This is a genomic window from Oxalobacter aliiformigenes, assembly GCF_027116575.1.
GTDB lineage: Bacteria > Pseudomonadota > Gammaproteobacteria > Burkholderiales > Burkholderiaceae_D > Oxalobacter > Oxalobacter aliiformigenes.
Map to the genome: position 1 here is coordinate 2,062,905 of NZ_CP098252.1, position 21,091 is coordinate 2,083,995.

Genomic DNA, 21,091 nt, shown 5'->3' on the forward strand with positions numbered 1-21,091 from the left:
ATCAGCTTTTCCAGCGCAAATTGAAATCAACCCGATGTGCCGGCATATCTTTTCCCGCTTCTCCCTTCTTGCTGGCTAGCAGATAGATCCTTTCATCCGGAAGTTTGCCCTTCAGAACCAGCCAGTTCTTGACCGCCTCGGCTCGCCGGTTGGCCAGAAGGATCAAACCGTCTTTTGTCGATGCATAATGCTGTACCAGCAGTTTTTCCATTTCGGAAACAGACAATGACTGATCGAAAAGCAATAACTTTCTGGGCTTGTCAAACTTCTCGTTCCGATACACTTCCCTGATGAGTTCAGGATATTCTTCCCGGGATATGGATACTTCCTCAAACGACTGCATGCCCAGTTTTCTGCGCTTTAGTGCGCGGATTTTCCTTTGCAGCACAAATTCGCCAAGTCCAGCCCGATCGGCGACCTCGTCATACAACCCGGTAATTTCCAATTTGATTCCGGGCCGTTTCGCCAGCCCCTTCGCCATTTTCTCCAGTCGCAGCTCACTTTCCTTCGACAGGGTTGAACGGCCCGGTTCGAAAATCATTCCCGATAAGGATTTCTCGTTTTCATTTAATGAGGCCAGAAAAGCGAAAGGCGCCGTCATCACTTTCTTCAATGTATTGAACACGACCTTTCCGACAATACTGCCTAACGAAAACTCCGGATCATTCAAAGAACCTGTAATCGGAACATGGATATCGATAACACCATCGCTATCCTTTAACAGGGCCAACGCCAGTTCAATGGACAAGTCCAGGGCTTCTTCACTTTGCACCTTCTCCCCCAGCGTCAGCTGATCCAGAACCAGCGCATTTTCGGCTTTCAATTCTCCATTTTCAACCTTGTAGGTCGCCTTGTAGGAAAGCTTTCCCTTTTCAATCCCGTACCCCAGATACTTGCCGGTATAGGCACTGAACTGGGCAAGCTCCATCCCTCTTACCTGAGCCTTGATATTCAGCGTCAGCTTGTCGCTCAACGGATTAACATATCCTGAAATGACCAGCGGAGCACCATTGACCTGCCCTTTCAGCCACAGCCTCGACTGCGTCTTCGGATCATTGGACAAATTGACGAAAGCACCACGCAAATCGCGTATATTGGCCGTATAGTGCGGCTTGATAAAGTTGTCGGAAAACCGGACATTCCCGTTCCCGATTATCCATCTTTTAATGGACAGTCTGAAACGGTCATTTCCGGACGGATCCGATGCTGCCGTTACAGAACGCTCGACAGGAACCGGCCGGACAACTGTAGCCGTTTTATCGGCGACTTCAACGGCCAAACCATCTTCCTCGCTTTCAGTCAGGCTCTTCTGACCACCGGCCTTGCTGCGCAGAATATTCTGCAAATTCAACCGCCCGTCCTGCAATAAAATAACTCTGGCGACGACATCATTCATTTTCGCCTTGTCAATCGCAACCGAAAGAGGATTCAGATTAACGGCAACCTCTTCAAGTGACAGATTTTTCCAGCTGATTACGGGCCTTCCCGTCAACTGATCCACAGCGGCCAGACTCCCGATCGCCGCACCACCTCTGAAGTTTCCGTGCAATTTGCCGTCCTGTGCCTGCTTCATTGCCAATGTCCCTTTAACAGACAAATCGGCCTGCCTCAACGACAAATTCACATAATCGTCAACATACGGCTGAATGAAACGGATATCGATATTTCTCATGTCGATATCCAGATCGGCCTTGAACGGTGAAACCATCACATTGCCTTTCAAAGTCGCATTCCCTTGGGCATTGACTTTCGCCCGCATCAATAACGGAACCGGTTTTTCCATCGAATCGGACAGATTCTCCACCGTTATTTCAAGTTGCGACACCTGCGTGACAACAGGTCGCCTGACATTTCTGTTTTCAAAATGGAACGCCCAATCCCTGATCCCCGCATGTTTTACCTGATAATGGAAACCGGTTTTTTCCGCTGCCTTGTCCAGAGTTTCCTGTGGCATGACACCCCCGCTCTCTTTTCGGTACCGCTCCAGCAATTCAGGCATACTATGCACAACCTGGACACGTGCTCCCGCCGAAACAATCCGGTCAACAGACAGATTGCGTCCGGACAAATCCAGAGAAAGCCTTTCGACATTCAGTCCTATATTTTTCGCTTCCACATTCACGGGCTTTGCAAAAACACGATCCGTAAACTGAAACCGGCCATCCCGGACAATCAGTTGCGAAAGATCGATCACCTTTGCAAGACTGGAGGATACCGGTTTGTTTTCAACTGATTCCGTCTTCTTCGCAGCCCCCTGTTTTCCCATATCCTGCAATCGTTCAAAATTCCATTGGCCTTTTCCATTCCGGTCAAGAAACACTTGCGGGCTGTTCAGGGCAATACGGGCAATTCCGATCCGGCCGGACAGGATGTCGCTTTTGCCGACATCCATCGCCACTGTACCGATTCTGAACATATCCCTGTTATCCGGATCAAAGACATGCAGTGATTGAAGCGTGACACCGCCTTCCACCAGCAAGGAATTTTTTCCTTCTTCATCCCTGTTCCAGCTTGCCCCCAGCCGGGTGGACCATTTACTGTTTTCCAGACGGATTCCCGAAACACGGTCAACCAACCTGAACTGGCCATCACTGACAACCAGTTGCTTGAGACCAACAGCCCATGCACGCTGCCGGGAGGACTTTTTCCCGTCCTGTTCCGCTTTTCCGGTCGGCCAGTTTCCGGCAGCCAGCAAACGTTCCACATTCCATTTCCCCTTCCCGTCCCGGTCAAGAAATATCTGTGGATTTTTCAATCCGATACGCTCAATGTTGAACTCACCCGATGCCATGTCGCTTTTGCCGACCTCGATTTTCATCTCCGGAATCTTAAGCACATCACGATTATCCGATTCGGTCAGCCATATGGATGAAAGCGTGATATTTCCCTGGATATAAACCGGACGTCTGTCTCCATCCCGCCGTGCAAAGACAATATCCAGATCCGTAGAAAATTTGCCACTCTTCAATTTGAAACCGGGATCGAACGGGAGATATCCCAGATAAGTCGGCAAATCGAGTTTGTCGAGTCTGACGCCCAGCGTACCGCTTCTTTTGCCAAATGCAGGTTTGGATTTACCAACCAGTTCAATCTTGTCCTTGTTGATTCTTGCACTGATTCCGAACCGGACGAATATGTCGACTTCGGACGGCATATTGGCAACAAACGGGATACCGACATTCAACTCCTCTATCAGCAACCGCTTTTTACGTACTTCATCCTCAACGCGAATTGTTCCGTTTTCGATCTGGATATTGTTGATGGAAAAACGCATTTTCTCCCGATTGCTTCCACCAGATTTCGAAAAATAGGCCACGATATCCCGAATATTGGATCGCTTGTCCTGCCCCCGGACAATATGGACAGCCGGATTGACCAGCCGGATTTCCTTGATGACGGGACTGAATTCCGTAAAAGTGGCTGGAGCCAACTCGACATATAACTGATCAAACGAAGCGAAATCAGTTTCCTGCCCCGGATTGGATAAGCGGACCCCTTCCAGCCTGGCGGTGAGTCCGAACAAATCCAGGTCCATTTTCCGGATAGTCAAATGGCGATTGAAATTTTCGGCAGCAAACGCACGCGCTCTCGACTCAATGAATCCCGGAAGAAAATAAATACCGGCAATGACCAGAACGACCAGCGACAAAACGACAAGCGACAAGACTCCGACCGCGACCAGTCTGAAACGTGAATGTTTTCCGATACCTGAAGTTTTCTGTTCCGCCATTAAAATTTTTCCCTTAAAACCGATTCTTCATTTCAGAGAGAAATCCACCCTGTTTCCGGATTCTGTTCCTTCAGTTTTCCGGAGACCTCCTGCCAGCAGGAAAAGTCTTTCTTCAGATATATTTCCTTTTTCGATCAGCCAGTCCTTGACTGCCTGCGCCCGTCTGTTCGCCAACCGGATCAGATCGTCTTTCTTGCCGGCAAAGTGTTGCGACAACAATTTTTCCATATCCGCAACCGGCATGGATTTGCTGAATCCGATCCAGTTTTTCGGTTTGTCGAAATCTTCACTGCCATACAGACGCTTCAGCAAATCCGGGTATTCCTCATCACTGACTGTCACTTGCTGACTGCCGATATCCTGCCCCGACCGGCGCGCTTTCATCTCCCGGATTTTTTTCATCATCATTTTCTTGCCCAGACCGGTACTGTCAGCATCCGGATCGGCCTTCCCCGCAATTTCCAGCCTTAACCCCGGACGATCTTCCAGTGCCCTGGCAAGCGTTTCGAGTTTTCTCTGTCCGGACTCCGACAAGGTATAACTGCCCGGATCGAAAGCCACCCATGACAATTCTTCCGTATCGCCGACGATCGAGGCAAGCAGTGAAAACGGTGCCGTCACCGCTTTCTGAATGAGATTGACGAATACCTTGAAAATGATTCCGCCTACGGAAAATTCGGGATCGTTCAGCGATCCGCCAATCGGCAGATTGATATCGATAACACCGTTTCTGTCTTTCAAAAGCGACAATGCAAGCTGAACAGGCAAATTGACAGCCGATTCACTGTCAACTTTCTCGCCCAGTGTCAACTGATCCAGAACCAGCGCGTTCTCGGCAGACAACTGGTCATTCTCAACCTTGTATGCGACATCAAAAGACAGTTTTCCCTTGTCGATCCCATACCCGATATACTTCCCGGAATAGGCACTGAACTGGGCCAGCTCCATTCCCTTGACATTCGCCCTGATATCCAGCGACAGACGTTCACTTAACGGATTGACTGACCCCGCGATCACCAGAGGCGCCCCATTGACACGACCTTTCACATCCACAACGGCCTGTTTGTCCGGATTCGTCGTCAGACCGGAAACCGTTCCCCGAAGATCGACCAGATTGGCCGTATAACGCGGTTTGATGAAATTGTCGGAAAACCGTATCTTTCCATTACCGATCCACCATTTCTTTATCTGTATCGAATAATCCGGCCGTCCCTTTTTCTTGGCCACCCCTTCATTTTCCGGTATGCGTGAGGAAATGGAAGAACCGGCATTCAATACCATGTTTTTTTCCTCACTTTCGGTCAGACTTTTCCTGCCACCCGATTCGCTTCTGAGAATATCCTGCAAGTTCAGCCGTCCCTGCGAGCTCAGGATAACTCTTGCCATCAAATCGTTGAGTCTGACCTGATCGACGACAACGGAAAGCGGCGCCAGATCGGCACGAATCCCTTTCAGAGACAACACTTTCCAGCTGACAAACGGTTGCCGGCTCAACTGGTCTACCGTCGTCAAACGACTGATTCCCGCATCACCGGCAAACTGCCCTTTCATCCCCGTTTTCGCCTGTGCGAGATGGAACTTCCCTTTTACCGTCAATTCCGCCTGTTTGAGTGACAGATTGACGAAATCTTCAATATATGGCTGGACGAATCGGACATCCACATCCCGGATATCCAGATCAAGATCCGTTCCAAACGGTGACAGATTCATACTGCCGCCGATGGCAATCGTCCCTTTCTGATTGACATTGGCTTTGACGGAAAGCTGAACCGGTTCTTTATCATCACTTGAAAGATTATCCAGCGCAACCGTCAACCCATCCACTTTGGTCACGACAGGTTTGCCTGCATCGTGATTCTCGAAATGTACCGCCCAGTCATTTAGCTCAAACCGGCCCACGCGAAAACCGAAACCGGTCCGTTCCCCAATTTCATTCGCCGCTTTCTGTACCGTTTTCCGGGTCGGTTTGCCGTTTTCCTGAAATTTCAGCTTGCCATGAACGAACCGCACCTCAGTTCCGGCAGACACCATCCTGTCAACCGTCACGTTTTTCTCCGCAACATCCAGTACAATGCCATCTACATCCAGCGCGAAATTTCTGACCGAAAAATCAGCGGGAACGACATGGATCTGATCACTGACCCGAAGCTCTCCGTTTTCGACAGACAGTTTTCCGAGACTGACGGAAAATGGCCGGCTATCCTTTTTTCCCGCACTGGCATCTGCTGCCGCTCCGACATGATTTTTTCCGGTATTGTCTGCAGGACTGAACCTCGCGACCCGTTCGACATTCCATTGTCCTGCCCTGTTACGGTCAAGATACACTTCAGGTCCTTTCAGCAGAACCTGGCCGATGTCGAATTTCCCTGACAGCACATCGCTATGGGCAATCCGGACAGTCATTTCCGGGATTTTCAGAACCGGTTTGCCATCCGGTTCGGCCAACAATAACGATTCCAGGACAACATTTCCCTCAAGAGTAAGTCCTTGCTGACCTTCTGCACGCTGACCGAACCCGACTTCCATGTCGATGGACAACTTTCCGTCTTTCAGGTCGAAATCCGGCTTGACCGGCAGATAACCTGCATAAGCCGGCAAATTGATCTTGTCCAGCCGGATATTGACGGTTCCATCCTTGTCTTTGAAAAAGGGTCTTGCTTTCCCCGTCAGCTCGATTTTTTCCTGATTGAATCGCCCATTGATCGCCAAATCGACAAAAATATCGACTTGTGAAGGAATGGTCGAAACGAATGGAATGGAAACATTCAGTTCATCGACGACATGATGTTTGTTTTGCGGAAAATCGTCGAACTCGATAACGGCGTTTTCGACCTGAATGTTATTGATGGAAAACCGTGCGGGAGAATCGTCTTCTTTCGGCTCGGCGGCAAAAGCGATGAAATCATCCACATTGTAATGATTGCGCGCTGTCCGGACCAGATGGACACGTGGATTGACCAGTCTGATCTCTTCTATGACTGGTGCCATCCTGAAAAGCGACTGGCTCGACAGATCCACCATCAGACTGTCGAAAGAAGCGAAATCGTCCTCACATCCCGGTTCAGTCAACCGCATGCCATCAAATGTGGCCGTCAATGTAAAAGGATTGAGGGAAATTTTTTCGAATTCAAGTTTTCTCTGAAACTTCCCGGAAACGAATTGCTGCGCCTTGTCGCCAATGATGCCGGGAACGACAAAAAAACCGGCAATACCATAAACGGCAATCAGAAAAACAATGGCTGCGACAATCCATTTGAACAGCGGTTTCCGAAAGTAACTGCTCACTTTCATTTTACTTAAAGGATTTTGCATTGTTTCTCCTCATCCGTCTTTGTCATCCCAAACGTCTTGCGTTTTGATAAACCGTATCAGGTATTGCGCCTGACCGGAACAACCGGCTACAGGAATACAATACGGCAATTTGTCGACATATTGCAAACATTTACATTTTGCAAAAACGACCGCAACGGAAAAAAGAACTGTCCCTGTCTGCTTGCAAAATCGCCACCACAAACAGACTGTTTCCGGCAAAACAGACCTTTCCTCTTTCCTCATTTCCCGAAGACCGCTTGACAAGCCGTCCCCTATCTGGCTGATCCGGGCCCGGAAACATCGTGATTTGCCGGTCCGTTTTTTCCGTTTACAGAAAAAACGCTTTCCTGTCGCACAGGCCGGCAGGTTTCGTGCAACCGATGAGGGAAAGATGACGTGTTGAATAAATGTAACATCCGCTAATGCGTATTAGTGGAAATTCGCAAGCGGTGAAAAACGGATGATAAACAAAGTTTTTGCATTATAAAACAAGGGGATGGATTGAAAAGGGGGCGCACGGGAAAAAACGCGGAAAAATGTGCAGTGAGGGGTAAACCCTTTTATTATCAACAAGTTAAAGATTGTTCTGATTCATTTAATACGCATTAACAAACCTTTGTGTGGATGACCGGACAGGGGTGGCATCCGACCGGGATGTCTGTGTGGAAAAAACGGGATTTCGTGATTATCCGGAACTTATTTTCGATGAGACACCATGAACAGAATCTTCAAGGTCATCTATAACCAAATTCGCGGGCTTTGCATGGCCCGCAGTGAAAGTCTGCATTTGTGTACCAGAAAAAATCGGAAATATTGTTCTCAAGTACAAAAAAGGTTTGCGAAGAAAAACAAACATCCGCTAATGCGCCTCATCAGACATCCAGACAGACAAGCTTTCTTGCTGAGAGTTGATTCTAACCTGTTTTTCCTGCCGGATATTTATCCGCCGCACGAAATATCTTGAGTCCGAATGATGTATTGATCGGCCTGCCAGTTCACCTGAACAGAAACAATATACATATTATTCATCAACAAAGGCCGAATAACCGGTGATCTCAACATCCGTACAACTGGAATGGCGATATGAAAGAAAGGATAGATGAAAAAACCATTTTGAAATATTTGCCCGGATTGTCGAGAGATATTTGCGAGAGGTCGGGTATTTCCCGGCAACATACCAATATCTGTCTCAAACGATTAGTGGATCAAAATCTGGTCGAAATCGAAAAAATCGTCAAAGTTCGGGGTACGCCGGCACCTTATTACAGACTGAAGAAAAATGAGTGTACCAACATCATTCTTTCACTTTTCGGTTCCGGAGAGGAATGGAGTGTTACCAAACTGACGGAAGAAACGATGCTCGAAAGGAAATTCGTTGTCAGTGCAGTCAAATCGCTTTCCAGCAAAAAAAAGATCAAAATAGTACGCCGACAGAAAAACGGAAAGATACGCGAAGGCATATACCGGATTCTTCAGGAAAAGGTCATTCCCAAACCTTCGGCAAAACGTTCCCAACCCTTGACAGAATCGGTAATGCGTAAAATTTCGTGTCTCTGGGATAACGCTGTACGCCATGTTATGAAAATTTCCGGCTGAGTTCCCCAAAAACGCCTCACGTCACTCGACCAGCTTGTTCAATTGTTCCGGACTGACTGTTTCATCCTCTGGCAAGGTTTCCAACGGAATTTTTGCCGCTTCCAGTGCCGAAATAATATTTTTGAGCTGATGCTCTTGCGCCGCTGCATTATTGATCAATCCGCGCAATGCCTTGATAAGAGGATCATCTTCATTCGGTGTAATGCCATAGGAAGAAAACAGGACACTGGCTGCATCGGTTTTGATCTTGCTCTCATCTTTCTGGATTATTCTTGCGGGATTGCCGACCGCCGTTGCGCCGGCGGGAACCGGTTTGACAACAACGGCATTGGAACCGACTTTCGCCATTTCCCCCACGGTAAAACTGCCCAGCACTTTCGCCCCGGCTCCGATAATGACTCCCCGTTCCAGAGTGGGATGACGCTTTTTGCCTTTACTGAGCGATGTCCCTCCCAAGGTCACTCCCTGATAAATGGTGCAGTCATCTCCGACTTCCGCCGTTTCGCCGATCACGACCCCGCAACCATGATCAATGAAAACCCTCCGGCCAATGACCGCGGCGGGATGGATTTCAATACCCGTTGCAATTCTCGCCAGATGCGAAAAGAACCGGGCGAACCATTTCAGGCCGTGATTCCAGCACCAGTGCGAAGCCCTGTGAACGAGAATGGCCTGAAATCCGGGATAACAGGTCAGCACCTCCCACGCATTGCGGGCGGCTGGATCACGTTCAATAATACTTTTGATATCTTCGCGAAGACGACGAAACATGTTTCTAGACAAGAATTAACCATTCGGGAGCAAGATAATAACCGTTTCGGCAAAAATGTGCACGATTCCTATCGGTCTCGATTCCGTATTTTCACCAGACGCTGCCGCCGTGCCTCATACAGGCAGATTCCGGATGCGACGGAAATATTCAGGCTCTCAACCGAACCGAACATCGGTATGGCAACCAGTTCGTCACAGGTTTCTTTCGTCAGACGACGCATACCTTCACCTTCCGATCCCATAACAAAAGCCGTCCCCCCGGAATAGTCCGGTTCATACAGGCTTTTTTCGGAATCGTCCGCCGTACCGACTATCCAGATATCGCGTTCTTTCAATTGACGAAGGGTTCTTGCCAGATTGGTGACGGTTATATAAGGCACCGTTTCCGCCGCACCGCTGGCCACTTTCTCGACTGTCGCGTTGATGCCGACGGAACGGTCTTTCGGAGCGATCACCGCATGGGCGCCTACACTGTCAGCGACCCGGAGACAAGCCCCCAGATTGTGCGGATCGGTAATCCCGTCCAGAATCAGCAGAAGCGGCGCTCCTTCAATACCGTCCAGCAGTTCATCCAGATTGCGTGCCAGCAACAACGGTGCAGCCATGGCGACAACTCCCTGGTGGCGGCGTGTCCCGGCCATCTTGTCCAGCCGCAGGCTTTCCGCGACGATGATGCGCACTCCGGCGGCCTTGGCCACTTTCAGCAAATCCTGCATACGGCGGTCTGTCCGTTCGGAATCCACATAGATTTCTTCAACCGAAGATGCTTCATGACGCAAACGGGAAGTAACGGCATGGAATCCGAATATGATCTTGTTTTTCATTCTTGTATTTGTCGCTATAAAGATACTTGTCAATGTGACCGCTGTTTCCGTCCGGAACTGACCGGCTGAACTTTGGCATCTTTTTCTGTGATCGTCGCGATATTTCTTTTCTTGTAACGATCAAATAAAACATGTTGTCCGGGTTGGGCGGCGGGAGCCTTGCCTTCCTTGCTGTCTTCCGCCTTGAACGGTCCATCAACAACCAGCAAATCGATCTGGCGTGCATCCATATCCACCCGACTTATCTGCACAATCACCCGATCAGTCAACTGATAACGGACACCGGTCCGCTCTCCACGCAACTCGTGACGGATTTCGTCGAAATGGTAATAGTCATTGCCCAGATCGGTAACATGTACCAGTCCTTCGATAAAAAGATCGTCAAGCTGGACGAAAATACCGAAACCGGTCACACCGGAAATCGTTCCGGTAAAGTGTTCCCCAAGCTTGTCACGTACAAAATAACATTTCAGCCATGCCTCGACATCCCGTGATGCATCGTCAGCCCTTCTTTCGTTGGCTGAACAGTGCAATCCAAGCGCTTCCCAGACCGCTTCTTCCGCATTTGCCTTTTTGTTGCCGCCCGATTTTTCCTTGAGCATCTGTCTGCGTATCGAACCGGGAACATTCGAATTCAGCAAACGGCGGTCAATCCCCTGGGGAACATAGCGTTTTCCCTCCAGAATCGCCTTGATAATCCGATGTATCAGCAAATCCGGGTATCGCCGTATCGGACTGGTATAGTGAGTATACGCTTCGTAGGCCAGACCGAAATGTCCGATATTCTCCGGGCTGTACATGGCCTGTTGCATGGAACGGAGTAACATGGTCTGCAGTAACGGTGCATCGGTTCTCGGCTCGATCTGTTTGATGAGCGTTGCGTAATCGGAAGGTGCCGGCGAATCCCCTCCTCCCAAAGACAACCCGATCTGTGCAAGAAACGATCTGACCTGTTCGAGTTTTTGTTCGTTCGGTTGTGCATGGACACGGTAAGTACCGGGGTGATGATGACGCGTGATGAAATCGGCCGCACAGACATTGGCCGCCAGCATGCATTCCTCGATCAGTTTGTGCGCATCATTGCGTACACGTGGCAAAATCTTTTCGATCTTTCCCGCTTCATTGCTGACGATATATGTTTCAATCGTTTCAAAATCGATCGCTCCCCGTTTTTCCCGCGCACCGGCCAAAACCTTGAACAAACCATACAGATTCATGAGATGCGGAACAAGACCGGCATGAATGGCCGCTTCCGGTCCACGCTGGTTCTTCAGAATAGCCGCCACCTCGGTATAGGTCAGTCGCGCAGCCGAATGCATGACGGCAGGATAAAACTGGTAAGCCTGCAACTTGCCTTCAAACGAAACCAGCACATCACACACCAGAACCAGCCTGTCCACGCCGGGGTTCAGCGAACAAAGTCCGTTCGACAGTTTTTCCGGCAACATGGGAATGACCCGACGCGGGAAATATACCGATGTCGCTCTCAGAAGTGCATCCTTGTCCAAAGGCGTATTCGGCCTGACATAGTGACTGACATCGGCAATCGCCACAATCAGACGGTACCCCTCCCCATCAGCCAGTTTGACCGGCTCGCAATAAACGGCATCATCGAAATCGCGGGCATCCTCACCATCGATCGTGACCAGAGGGATATCGCGCAAGTCCACCCGGTCTTCATAATCATCGGGAGCAACCTGATCAGGCAACTTGTCCGCTTCCAGAAGAGCTTCCCGTGAAAAAATATGAGGCAAGCCGAATTTGCGAACGGCTATCTCGATTTCAATACCCGGATCATCAATACTGCCCAGCACCTCAACAATTCTTGCAACGGGCTGTGTATAGCGCGATGGCTGGGATACCAGTTGTGCATTGACGATCTGTCCGGCCTTGGCGTTTCCGGGAGAACCGTCGACAAGAATATCATGCACGATACGTCTGTCTTCCGGAGCGATCAGCCAGACGCCGTTTTCATTGACCAGACGACCGACAATATGGGTATGGGCACGACTGGTCACCGAGACGATCACACCTTCCGGGCGGCCTCTCTTGTCCGTACCGACAATACGGACCTGCACCCGGTCATTGTGCATCACCTTCTGCATTTCGTTTTCCGACAGGAAAATATCTTCCCCGCCATCGTCACGAATAACGAAACCATAGCCATCCGAATGGGAATGGACATACCCCGAAATGAACTGGGCCGACGTATTGATCTTGTAATTTCCTTTGGGATCGCACATTAACTGGCCATCCCGTTCCATGGCATCCAGACGTTTCAGCAAGCCGTCAATCTCCGTTTTCTTGACGTGCAGGTCTCTGGCGATGGTTTTGACGCTTCGCCCCCTGCTCGCCTCACGCAGGGTTTCAATGATTTCTTCCCGGCTGGGAATGGGATATGGATACTTTTTCAAAAGATTTCTAGTCTAAAATTATTCAATAGCGATTACACAACAGTCTCATCATCCTTTTTTTTGACAAATTAGGCAAGACGATTGACATGTCTGTTTATCACGTTATAATGACAACCTTACTTTTGCAGCTCAGACAAGTTATCAGCAAATTGTGTCTGTTCAACTTCGACGAATGCAAATATAATACCAGAAGTTGGAAAAATGCCCACGTGGCGGAATTGGTAGACGCGCATGGTTCAGGTCCATGTGCCGCGAGGTGTGGGGGTTCAAATCCCTCCGTGGGCACCAAACGTTAGTTTCATAACGTTCCATTTCGTCAGGATTCTCAAAGTGAACCGTATAAATTCGATGATTTATGCGGTTTTTTGTTTTTTTACCGTCTTTTACAGTCTTTTCCTATCCACCACTTTTGAGCATGTCCTCTCAATACCGTTTTCCATATCTTCAAAACGGTGGATCAAACCTAAAAAAAAGTTTCTCCTCTCACTATCGGATCGAGAACGAAAAACCCGAAGACAAAACCTATTCTCTTCACAATGGTGATGCTCTTTTTATGGAAACCACACCAAATGGTTCAAAACCCTGAAGCACGAAACCTTGATCCGATAAACAATACATCATGCTCTCCAATGGTTCCTGTTCAGCCCTGTTATATTGCAGAATGGAAGAAAATGGCGGGAAAAAACAAAAAATTGATCAAGAAACTAGAAGCAAAACAGAAAAAACTCTACAACGAAAATTCCTTTCACCAGAGTGTCTTATGTCTTCATACCAACAAAGCTGGCAAAACGACTGAAACCTGGCATACAGGACGCCAAGGGAATATGAAATTCATTCCCGATCACTGGAAAAAACATATCAAAGATATTACAGGCGGAAAAATGACAACCATTTTTCAGGGCCTTGCCAGAAAACCCGACAAAGAAGGCAACTCGATGATATGAATAAAAAAAACATGCCACTGGATATCCGGAATATACAACTCTGCCAACTTGAACTATCCAGTCCCTGCCACCATATAATTAGGTTTTTACAAGCATTATTGATTTGTGAGACAGCTTTATTCCTGTGGTACCGGATATTCCCAAAAAGACCGATTCGCCAGCCAGATGTTTTTTACCGTCCTGATTCCGGATGATTCAACTGCCCGTTTTCCGGATCAGTGTCATTTCATTTCTCCAAAACATGACAGATATCATCCCGGATGCAATTTTTCTGATCCGGATCAGAAAAATCCGTCGGTATCCTGTTTTTTTATAACGACCGTGACTGACAGCAGATCAAATAAGGCCTAGAATTTCCCTGTTTTCCGTCAGCAGGTTCCTTTACTGATAAGCATCCAGTCCCGGACTGTTTTGCATAAGAAAGATTTCCATGACCGCTATCATGTCCCTTTGCGCCATTTGTGTCCTTCTGGTAACAGGGATCGTCATCCGGTCGTGTTTTCCGGTTTTTTCAGCGTTTTTTCATTCCTTCTTCCGTCATCGCCGGCTTTGCCGGTCTCATTGTTATCAATACCCTGGGACATCTGTTATCTCCGGAGTGGTTTGCCGCCTTCGGGAAATTGCCGGGATTTCTGATCAACATTGTATTTGCCGGCCTTTTTCTCGGTACCGCTCCCACTTCCCTGAAAAAAATCTGGCATCTGGCCGCCCCTCAATTCTGCTTCGGACAAATCATCGCATGGGGGCAATACGTTGTCGGTCTGGGTCTGGTTTTTTTCCTGCTGGCACCTGTCTTCAACGTACCGGACGTTTTCGGCAATTTGCTGGAAATCGGTTTCGAAGGCGGTCACGGTACTGTAGGCGGTTTGGCTGAAACCTTCCGTGAACTGGGCTGGCAGGCAGGAGCAGACCTCGGCTATACCGTCGCGACCTGCGGAATGATCCTGGGTATTGTCATCGGCATGATTCTCATCAACATTGCCGTTCGTCGGGGTTACGTCAGGGATGTCAGAACATTCGATGACAGGGAGACTCTGGAACGTATCGGATTTTTTCGTCGCGAAAAACAGCCATTGGCCGGCAAACAGACCGTTTCGCCGGATTCGGTAGATTCCCTCGCCCTGCACATTGCACTGGTTGGCATTGCGATTCTAATCGGCTATGGCATAAAGCAGCTATTGATCCTGACAGACGGCATGACTCCTGCATCTTTCCGGGAACTTCATATCATGCAAAGTCTGCCCCTGTTTCCCCTTTGTATGATCGGAGGCGTTCTCCTCCAGTTGTTCCTGCGGAAAACCCGACTCGATATGCTTGCCGATCATGGCCAGATGAAGCGTATCACCGGAGCCGCCCTGGACTTTCTGGTCGTCGCCGCCATCGCATCCATCCGGCTTGAATTCGTCATCGCTTACTGGGCTCCTCTTTCCCTCCTTGTCCTGGCAGGAATTGTCTGGAATGTTTTCGCTGTCATGTATATCGGCCCCCGTATTTTTGAAAATGCCTGGTTCGAACGTTCCATTGCCGAATTCGGACAAGCCATGGGTGTTACCGCTACCGGACTCATGCTCCTTCGGACAGTTGATCCGAAAAGCAAAACGGTGGCAATGGAAGCCTTCGGTTACAAACAGCTCTTGCACGAACCTGTCATGGGAGGTGGTTTCTGGACATCGCTGGCTGTCCCTCTCGTTATGTTGGGAAAAGGAATGATGATATGGTTCGTTTCCATCGCCATACTGGTCATTGCATCAGTCTGCTGGTTACGCTTCTTTAACACGAAAAAGAACCTGAAATCCTGAAAGATTTTTTCAACCGCTTGCATACGGATCGGCAATCCGGATTATCGAGGGAGATATCGGTTCCATACTGAAAGAAGAAAAGATATACCCGTATCAGGCACTGTTCCGACAATAACTACTATTCGCATTTTTCCCACCAATGGGAAAATATTTGTTTTTCATCTTCCAGATATACCGGTTCGCCAATGACTGGCGTCAGAAGTTTGTAAGGCTTGTCGTAACTGGCTTTGGCCAACCGGATAAACGGGTCTTTCCAGGCATGGTTCGATATGGCGAATTTTCCCGAATGAGCCGGCAAAAGCGCCTTTGCACCAATTTCCACCGCAGCCTGAGCTGTTTCTTCCGGCATCATATGAATATATGCCCAACGCTTGTCATACTGGCCATTTTCCAGAATGGCCAGATCGAAACGGCCCAATGTCTCTCCGATCTGTTTCAGATGCGGTCCGTAACCGGTATCACCACTCACGAAAACACGACGTTTGGGTGATACCAATGCATAGCTGACCCACAATGTCCGGTTACGTACCAGCCCCCTGCCGGAGAAATGACGGGCAGGAAGAACATGAATATCCACTCCCTCAGGATTTTTCAGCCTGGTAAACCAGTCAGCCTCAACAATCTTGTCCGCTGGATATCCCCATTCAAGCAGATGGAAACCGACACCCAGTCCGCATATGACTTTTCCGACGCGGGATTCCAGCATTTTGACGGTCGGATAATCAAGATGATCCCAATGATCGTGAGTGATCAGCAGATAATCGATATCCGGCATATCGGATACCTGATAGACACTGGTTCCTTCAAATGCCCGGTTGAACAGAAAAAACGGACTGGCATATGGACTCAATACCGGATCAATCAGTATCCTCTTGCCGGCAAGTTGCAGATAATAGGATGAATGGCCCAGCCATATGACGATATCCTTATCACGCACAAGCGAACGCAAATCGGTCTTGACCGAAGGAAGAGGCATTGCCGGAACGAGTCTGTCCGGTTTCGTGAACAGGCTTTTCATGATGACGGAGAAAACCGAACTGTCATCGGTAAACAGCGGAGTCGGTATCTGATTTCTGAATTCCCCGTCAATAAAATTCGGAGAATTCCGGGCAACTTCAAAATAAACCCTGTCAGGATTCTTTCCGAATTGCGTCTGGTTCAGAAAAATGCAAACAGCCAATATCAGACCGATACCGATAAAAAGAAAAACGATTGTCATTATTTTCAGTTTTCGCTTCATGCGCTCGACGTCATATCTCCCGGTATGGGCCATGCCGGCCACTTATTCCCGATTATGGTTTCTCCTGCAAAACATTGTGAGGTTAATTCCCGGATCATGAAAACACCAGAGATATTTCTCTTTATTTATTGTCCGATTCTTTCATGGATACATGTCTTTGCCGTAGCTATTTTGGCGATGTAAAAACTTCACGGTACTTTTGTTTCCAAGTTTTCCAAACCTGCGTAAAATGACGCTCGCTTTTGTTCTTCTTTTACTTTTTTCAGATCATGCCAGACAAGCCTGTCAACCATAAATCCGGGAAACCGATGTTTTTCAATCCGGAAGTCCGTCGGATCCGCAGTTTTGTCACACGTGCGGGACGATTGTCAACCGGTCAGGAACGGGCTATTAACGAACATGGCCCGAAATTCTGCATACCGTTTGACAAAACGGTTCTCGATTACAAGAAACTGTTCGGACGTGAAGCCAAAACGATTCTCGAAATCGGTTTCGGTATGGGAGAAACTACCGCGACGATTGCTGAAAACTTGCCGAAACTGAATTTTATCGGTGTCGAAGTGCACACCCCCGGAGTAGGCAGCCTGTTGAAGCTGATCGGCGAAAAACAGTTATCCAATATCCGGATCATCCAGCATGACGCTGTCGAAGTGCTTGAAGAAATGATTCCGGAAAATTCACTGGATGGCGTCCATATTTTTTTCCCTGATCCCTGGCACAAGGCCCGACATCACAAACGTCGCCTGATCCAGCCCGCTTTCGTCCGTTTTTTGACGACACGATTGCAAAATGACGGCTATTTGCACTGTGCGACCGACTGGCAGAATTATGCCGAACAGATGCTTGACGTGTTAAGCAGTGAATCCTCTTTAATGAATACGGCAACCGGATATGCGGAAAGGCCGGATTACCGTCCCGTCACGAAATTCGAAAAAAGAGGGTTGAGGTTAGGACATGGCGTTTGGGATCTGGTATTCCGGAAACGCCATGTTTCCTGAAAAACAGGGCTCCCTGATCAGATTACCTGAAGCACGATCTTGCCGAAGTGGGTATTTGACTGCATCAGTTTCTGGGCCTGCATGGCTTCGGCGAGCGGGAACACCCTGTAAATAACCGATTTGATTTTTCCTGCGCCGATCAATGGCCAGATATGTTCTTTCAGATTCCGCGCGATTTCCGCCTTGAATTCGTTCGAACGGGGTCGCAGGGTGGAACCGGTCACTGTCAGTTGTCTGTGAACAATCTGCGCCAGATCGACCGTTCCCTGACGTCCTCCCAGATAAGCGATCAGGACGAGCCTTCCTCCATCGGCCAGACAGTCGATTTCCTTGTCCAGAACCGCCGCACCGATAATATCCAGAATAACATCTACGCCTTTTCCTCCCGTCGCCTCCTTAATATATTCCGCGAAGTTCTCCGTGGTAGAGTTGATGCAACGTTCGGCTCCCAATTTTTCACAGGCACGGCAATTGTCTTCGGTCAACGCCGTAGCAAAAACACGATGGCCCATTGCACTTGCCATTTGAATGGCTGCCACGCCGATCCCGGAAGCACCCGCCTGAACCAGCAGATTTTCCTTGCCTTTCAGGCGTCCGAAGTCAAATACGTTGCTCCAGACCGTGAAATAGGTTTCCGGCAATGAGGCCGCCTCTACCGGCGTCATTCCTTCCGGAATGGGAAGACACAATTTTGTACAGGCAGTACAGTATTCGGCATATCCACCGCCCTGAACCAGGGCGCACACCATATCGCCTATTTTGAAATCACTGCCGGAAACATCCCCGCCGACTATCTCACCGGCTATTTCCAGCCCCGGAATATCCGGTGCCCCTTTCGGAACCACATAACGGCCGATACGCTGCAATACATCCGGCCTGTTGATCCCTGCCGCATGGACCCTGATCAGCACTTCACCTTCTTTGGCAACCGGAATTGGCCTTTCCGTCAGCTGTAGAAAACCTGCCGACCCCTGGTTGATAATTTCAATCGCTTTCATATGTCAATTCCCCCCTTTGGGATGGTGTTAAAAGGGAACGATTTATTGAAGTCAACTCCATGGCTTTGTACGCCACATGAGCATGCCGGCCATTACGATAATAAGGCCCGCCCTTCAAGAAAGGTTCTTTTATATCAATATACTATGGACAGACCGGCTTTCGACCGGAACCGTCATTTCAAATCAAACAAAAATCCTCCCGGACGATACCGGGAGGATTTCTCCGTTACCGTTTCAGGTCATCCGGCCAGAACAGCCGAACTATCATTCGGCAGGTACGGGATTTTCTTCGGCAACCGCCGCCTTCATGGACAGTTTGATACGGCCACGTTCATCGGTTTCAAGAACCTTGACCCGAACCGACTGCCCTTCTTCCAGATAATCGGAAACGGCATTGACTCGTTCACTGGCAATCTGGCTGATATGCAACAGGCCATCCTTGCCCGGCAATATCTGAACAATAGCGCCGAAATCCAGCAATTTCAAGACCGTGCCGTCATAGATTTTTCCGACTTCAACCGAAGCGGTCAATTCCTCGATACGACGTTTGGCTTCCTGCCCTGCAGCGGCATCGACCGATGCAATGGTAACCACTCCATCGTCGCTGATATCGATCTGAGCACCTGTTTCTTCGGTCAAGGCACGGATAACGGCACCGCCCTTGCCGATTACATCACGGATTTTTTCCGGATTGATACGCATGGTTATCAGACGAGGGGCAAAATTGGACAATTCCGTCTTGAAGTGAGGCATGGCTTCCTGCATCTTGCCAAGAATATGGATACGGCCTTCTTTTGCTTGCGCCAGTGCGACCTGCATGATTTCCTTGGTAATGCCCTGGATCTTGATATCCATCTGCAAGGCCGTCACACCATTAGCCGTTCCCGCCACCTTGAAATCCATATCCCCCAGATGATCCTCATCCCCCAGAATATCCGTCAGTACGGCAAATTTGTTGCCTTCCTTGATCAGTCCCATGGCAATCCCGGCGACATGCGTTTTGACCGGCACACCGGCATCCATCAACGCCAGGGATCCTCCGCATACGGAAGCCATTGACGAGGAACCGTTCGACTCCATGATTTCGGAAACCAGACGGATGGAATAACTGAATTCGTCCTGTGACGGCAAACAGGCGACGAGAGCACGTTTTGCCAGACGGCCATGCCCGATCTCACGACGCTTCGGTGTTCCGACACGACCGGTTTCACCGGTGGCAAAAGGAGGCATATTGTAGTGCATCATGAAAGCATCGCTGTACTCGCCCATCAATCCGTCGATTTTCTGGTTGTCACGTGAGGTTCCTAGCGTCGCGACAACCAGTGCCTGTGTTTCGCCACGAGTGAAAAGCGCCGAACCATGCGTTCTCGGCAAAACACCGGTACGAATGGTAATCGGACGAACCGTACGGGTATCGCGTCCATCAATACGCGGTTCGCCGTCCAGAATCTGCGAACGGACGATCCTGGCCTCCAGATCGAACAGGATATTGCCGACTTCAACGGTATCCGGTGCCGTTTCTCCCCGGCCTTGCGCCTCTTCCGCCAAAGCCTGGTTCACTCTTTCATAAATATGGCGCAACTCGCTCGAACGTGCCTGTTTCTGGCGGATCTGGTAAGCTTTGCGCAGTTCCGGTTCCGCAATCCGGGTAACGGCGGCAATCAGTTCCTCGTTTTTGGCCGGTGGTTCCCATTCCACTTCCGGTTTGCCGCCATCGCGCACCAGCTCGTCAATGGCATCGATAACCACTTTCATCTGTTCATGGCCGAATACGACAGCGCCCAGCATGACGTCCTCCGGCAGCTCTTTCGCTTCGGACTCTACCATCAGGACGGCCTGTTCTGTTCCTGCCACAACCAGATCAAGCTGCGACAAAGGCAATTGCGAAGCGGTTGGATTCAACACATACTGTCCGTCAATATAGCCTACCCGGGCGGCACCCAGCGGTCCATTGAAAGGAATCCCGGAAACGCACAGAGCGGCGGATGCTGCAATCATGGAAGGAATATCCGGATCGATTTCCGGATTGACCGACAAAACGTGAATGATGACCTGAACCTCGTTGAAATAACCATCCGGGAAAAGAGGACGAATCGGACGATCAATCAGGCGTGAGGTCAGCGTTTCCTTTTCGGACGGACGACCTTCACGTTTGAAGAAACTGCCGGGAATACGGCCGGCCGCATAACTTTTTTCAATATAATCCACCGTCAGAGGGAAAAAATCCTGACCGGGTTTTATATCGTCTTTCGCTACAACAGTTGCCAGCACCACGGTATCATCCATGGATACCACTACTGCGCCGCTGGCCTGGCGCGCAATCTCACCGGTTTCCAGTGTCACGGTATGCTGACCGTACTGGAACGTTTTGCTTACTTTATTGAACATGTAATTCCTTTCATTTTTGCCGGCAGGTTTTCAGGCGCTGCCGTTCGCCTCATTTCATTACAACAAAACAACAATCA

Annotated in this window: 13 protein-coding genes and 1 tRNA gene; 6 read left to right on the plus strand and 8 right to left on the minus strand. The window is 49.3% G+C overall.

Annotation, left to right across the window (positions count from 1 at the left end):
- Position 1: 1 nt before the first annotated feature.
- Complete coding sequence (locus tag NB647_RS09445) at positions 2-3,730, minus strand: DUF748 domain-containing protein (protein ID WP_269283252.1); 3,729 nt, start codon at positions 3,728-3,730, stop codon at positions 2-4.
- 27 nt (positions 3,731-3,757) lie between these two features.
- Positions 3,758-7,021 (minus strand): DUF748 domain-containing protein, encoded by a 3,264-nt coding sequence (locus tag NB647_RS09450; RefSeq protein WP_269284800.1) that lies wholly within the window; start codon positions 7,019-7,021, stop codon positions 3,758-3,760.
- A 736-nt stretch (positions 7,022-7,757) separates the two neighbouring features.
- On the opposite strand from NB647_RS09450, the gene NB647_RS10660 reads away from it, so the two are divergent.
- Together NB647_RS10660 and NB647_RS09455 are read left to right on the plus strand one after the other, a co-directional pair.
- Positions 7,758-8,006 carry an ESPR-type extended signal peptide-containing protein gene (locus tag NB647_RS10660; protein WP_416143566.1) on the plus strand — a complete coding sequence of 83 codons (249 nt, stop codon included), beginning with the start codon at positions 7,758-7,760 and terminating at the stop codon, positions 8,004-8,006.
- 119 nt (positions 8,007-8,125) lie between these two features.
- Positions 8,126-8,638, plus strand: a complete 513-nt coding sequence (locus NB647_RS09455; protein WP_269283254.1) for a MarR family transcriptional regulator — start codon at positions 8,126-8,128, stop codon at positions 8,636-8,638.
- 21 nt (positions 8,639-8,659) lie between these two features.
- Here NB647_RS09455 and cysE read toward each other — a convergent pair whose 3' ends face one another.
- The 3 genes from cysE to rnr form a co-directional block, all read right to left on the minus strand.
- Positions 8,660-9,409, minus strand: coding sequence for a serine O-acetyltransferase (cysE, locus tag NB647_RS09460; RefSeq protein WP_269264351.1), 750 nt, complete (start codon positions 9,407-9,409; stop codon positions 8,660-8,662).
- Positions 9,410-9,477: 68 nt separating this feature from the next.
- A complete protein-coding gene (gene rlmB / locus NB647_RS09465; protein WP_269283256.1) occupies positions 9,478-10,233 on the minus strand; it encodes a 23S rRNA (guanosine(2251)-2'-O)-methyltransferase RlmB in 756 nt (251 codons plus the stop codon).
- 29 nt (positions 10,234-10,262) lie between these two features.
- On the minus strand, positions 10,263-12,647 hold the full coding sequence (gene rnr, locus NB647_RS09470; protein WP_269283258.1) for a ribonuclease R: 2,385 nt from the start codon (positions 12,645-12,647) through the stop codon (positions 10,263-10,265).
- A gap of 203 nt (positions 12,648-12,850) precedes the next feature.
- Between rnr and NB647_RS09475 the strand changes: the two genes are divergently transcribed.
- The 3 genes from NB647_RS09475 (at position 12,851) to NB647_RS09485 (ending at position 15,390) form a co-directional block, all read left to right on the plus strand.
- Positions 12,851-12,935 (plus strand) — tRNA-Leu (locus NB647_RS09475).
- A 281-nt stretch (positions 12,936-13,216) separates the two neighbouring features.
- The gene (locus tag NB647_RS09480) at positions 13,217-13,591 is read left to right on the plus strand and encodes a hypothetical protein (protein ID WP_269283260.1); all 375 of its coding nucleotides are present in this window, start codon (positions 13,217-13,219) and stop codon (positions 13,589-13,591) included.
- Between the two features lie 620 nt (positions 13,592-14,211).
- Positions 14,212-15,390: a sodium/glutamate symporter gene (locus NB647_RS09485; RefSeq protein ID WP_269283262.1), complete on the plus strand. Its 1,179-nt coding sequence runs from the start codon at positions 14,212-14,214 to the stop codon at positions 15,388-15,390.
- Positions 15,391-15,508: 118 nt separating this feature from the next.
- On the opposite strand, the gene NB647_RS09490 is transcribed toward NB647_RS09485, so the two are convergent.
- Positions 15,509-16,609: an MBL fold metallo-hydrolase gene (locus tag NB647_RS09490; RefSeq protein WP_269283264.1), complete on the minus strand. Its 1,101-nt coding sequence runs from the start codon at positions 16,607-16,609 to the stop codon at positions 15,509-15,511.
- Positions 16,610-16,899: 290 nt separating this feature from the next.
- On the opposite strand from NB647_RS09490, the gene trmB reads away from it, so the two are divergent.
- Positions 16,900-17,628: a tRNA (guanosine(46)-N7)-methyltransferase TrmB gene (gene trmB, locus NB647_RS09495; RefSeq protein ID WP_269283265.1), complete on the plus strand. Its 729-nt coding sequence runs from the start codon at positions 16,900-16,902 to the stop codon at positions 17,626-17,628.
- A 17-nt stretch (positions 17,629-17,645) separates the two neighbouring features.
- Here trmB and NB647_RS09500 read toward each other — a convergent pair whose 3' ends face one another.
- Both NB647_RS09500 and pnp read right to left on the minus strand, forming a co-directional pair.
- Positions 17,646-18,626 carry an NAD(P)H-quinone oxidoreductase gene (locus NB647_RS09500; RefSeq protein WP_269264358.1) on the minus strand — a complete coding sequence of 327 codons (981 nt, stop codon included), beginning with the start codon at positions 18,624-18,626 and terminating at the stop codon, positions 17,646-17,648.
- A gap of 264 nt (positions 18,627-18,890) precedes the next feature.
- On the minus strand, positions 18,891-21,014 hold the full coding sequence (gene pnp / locus NB647_RS09505) for a polyribonucleotide nucleotidyltransferase (RefSeq protein WP_269264359.1): 2,124 nt from the start codon (positions 21,012-21,014) through the stop codon (positions 18,891-18,893).
- Positions 21,015-21,091 lie beyond the last annotated feature (77 nt).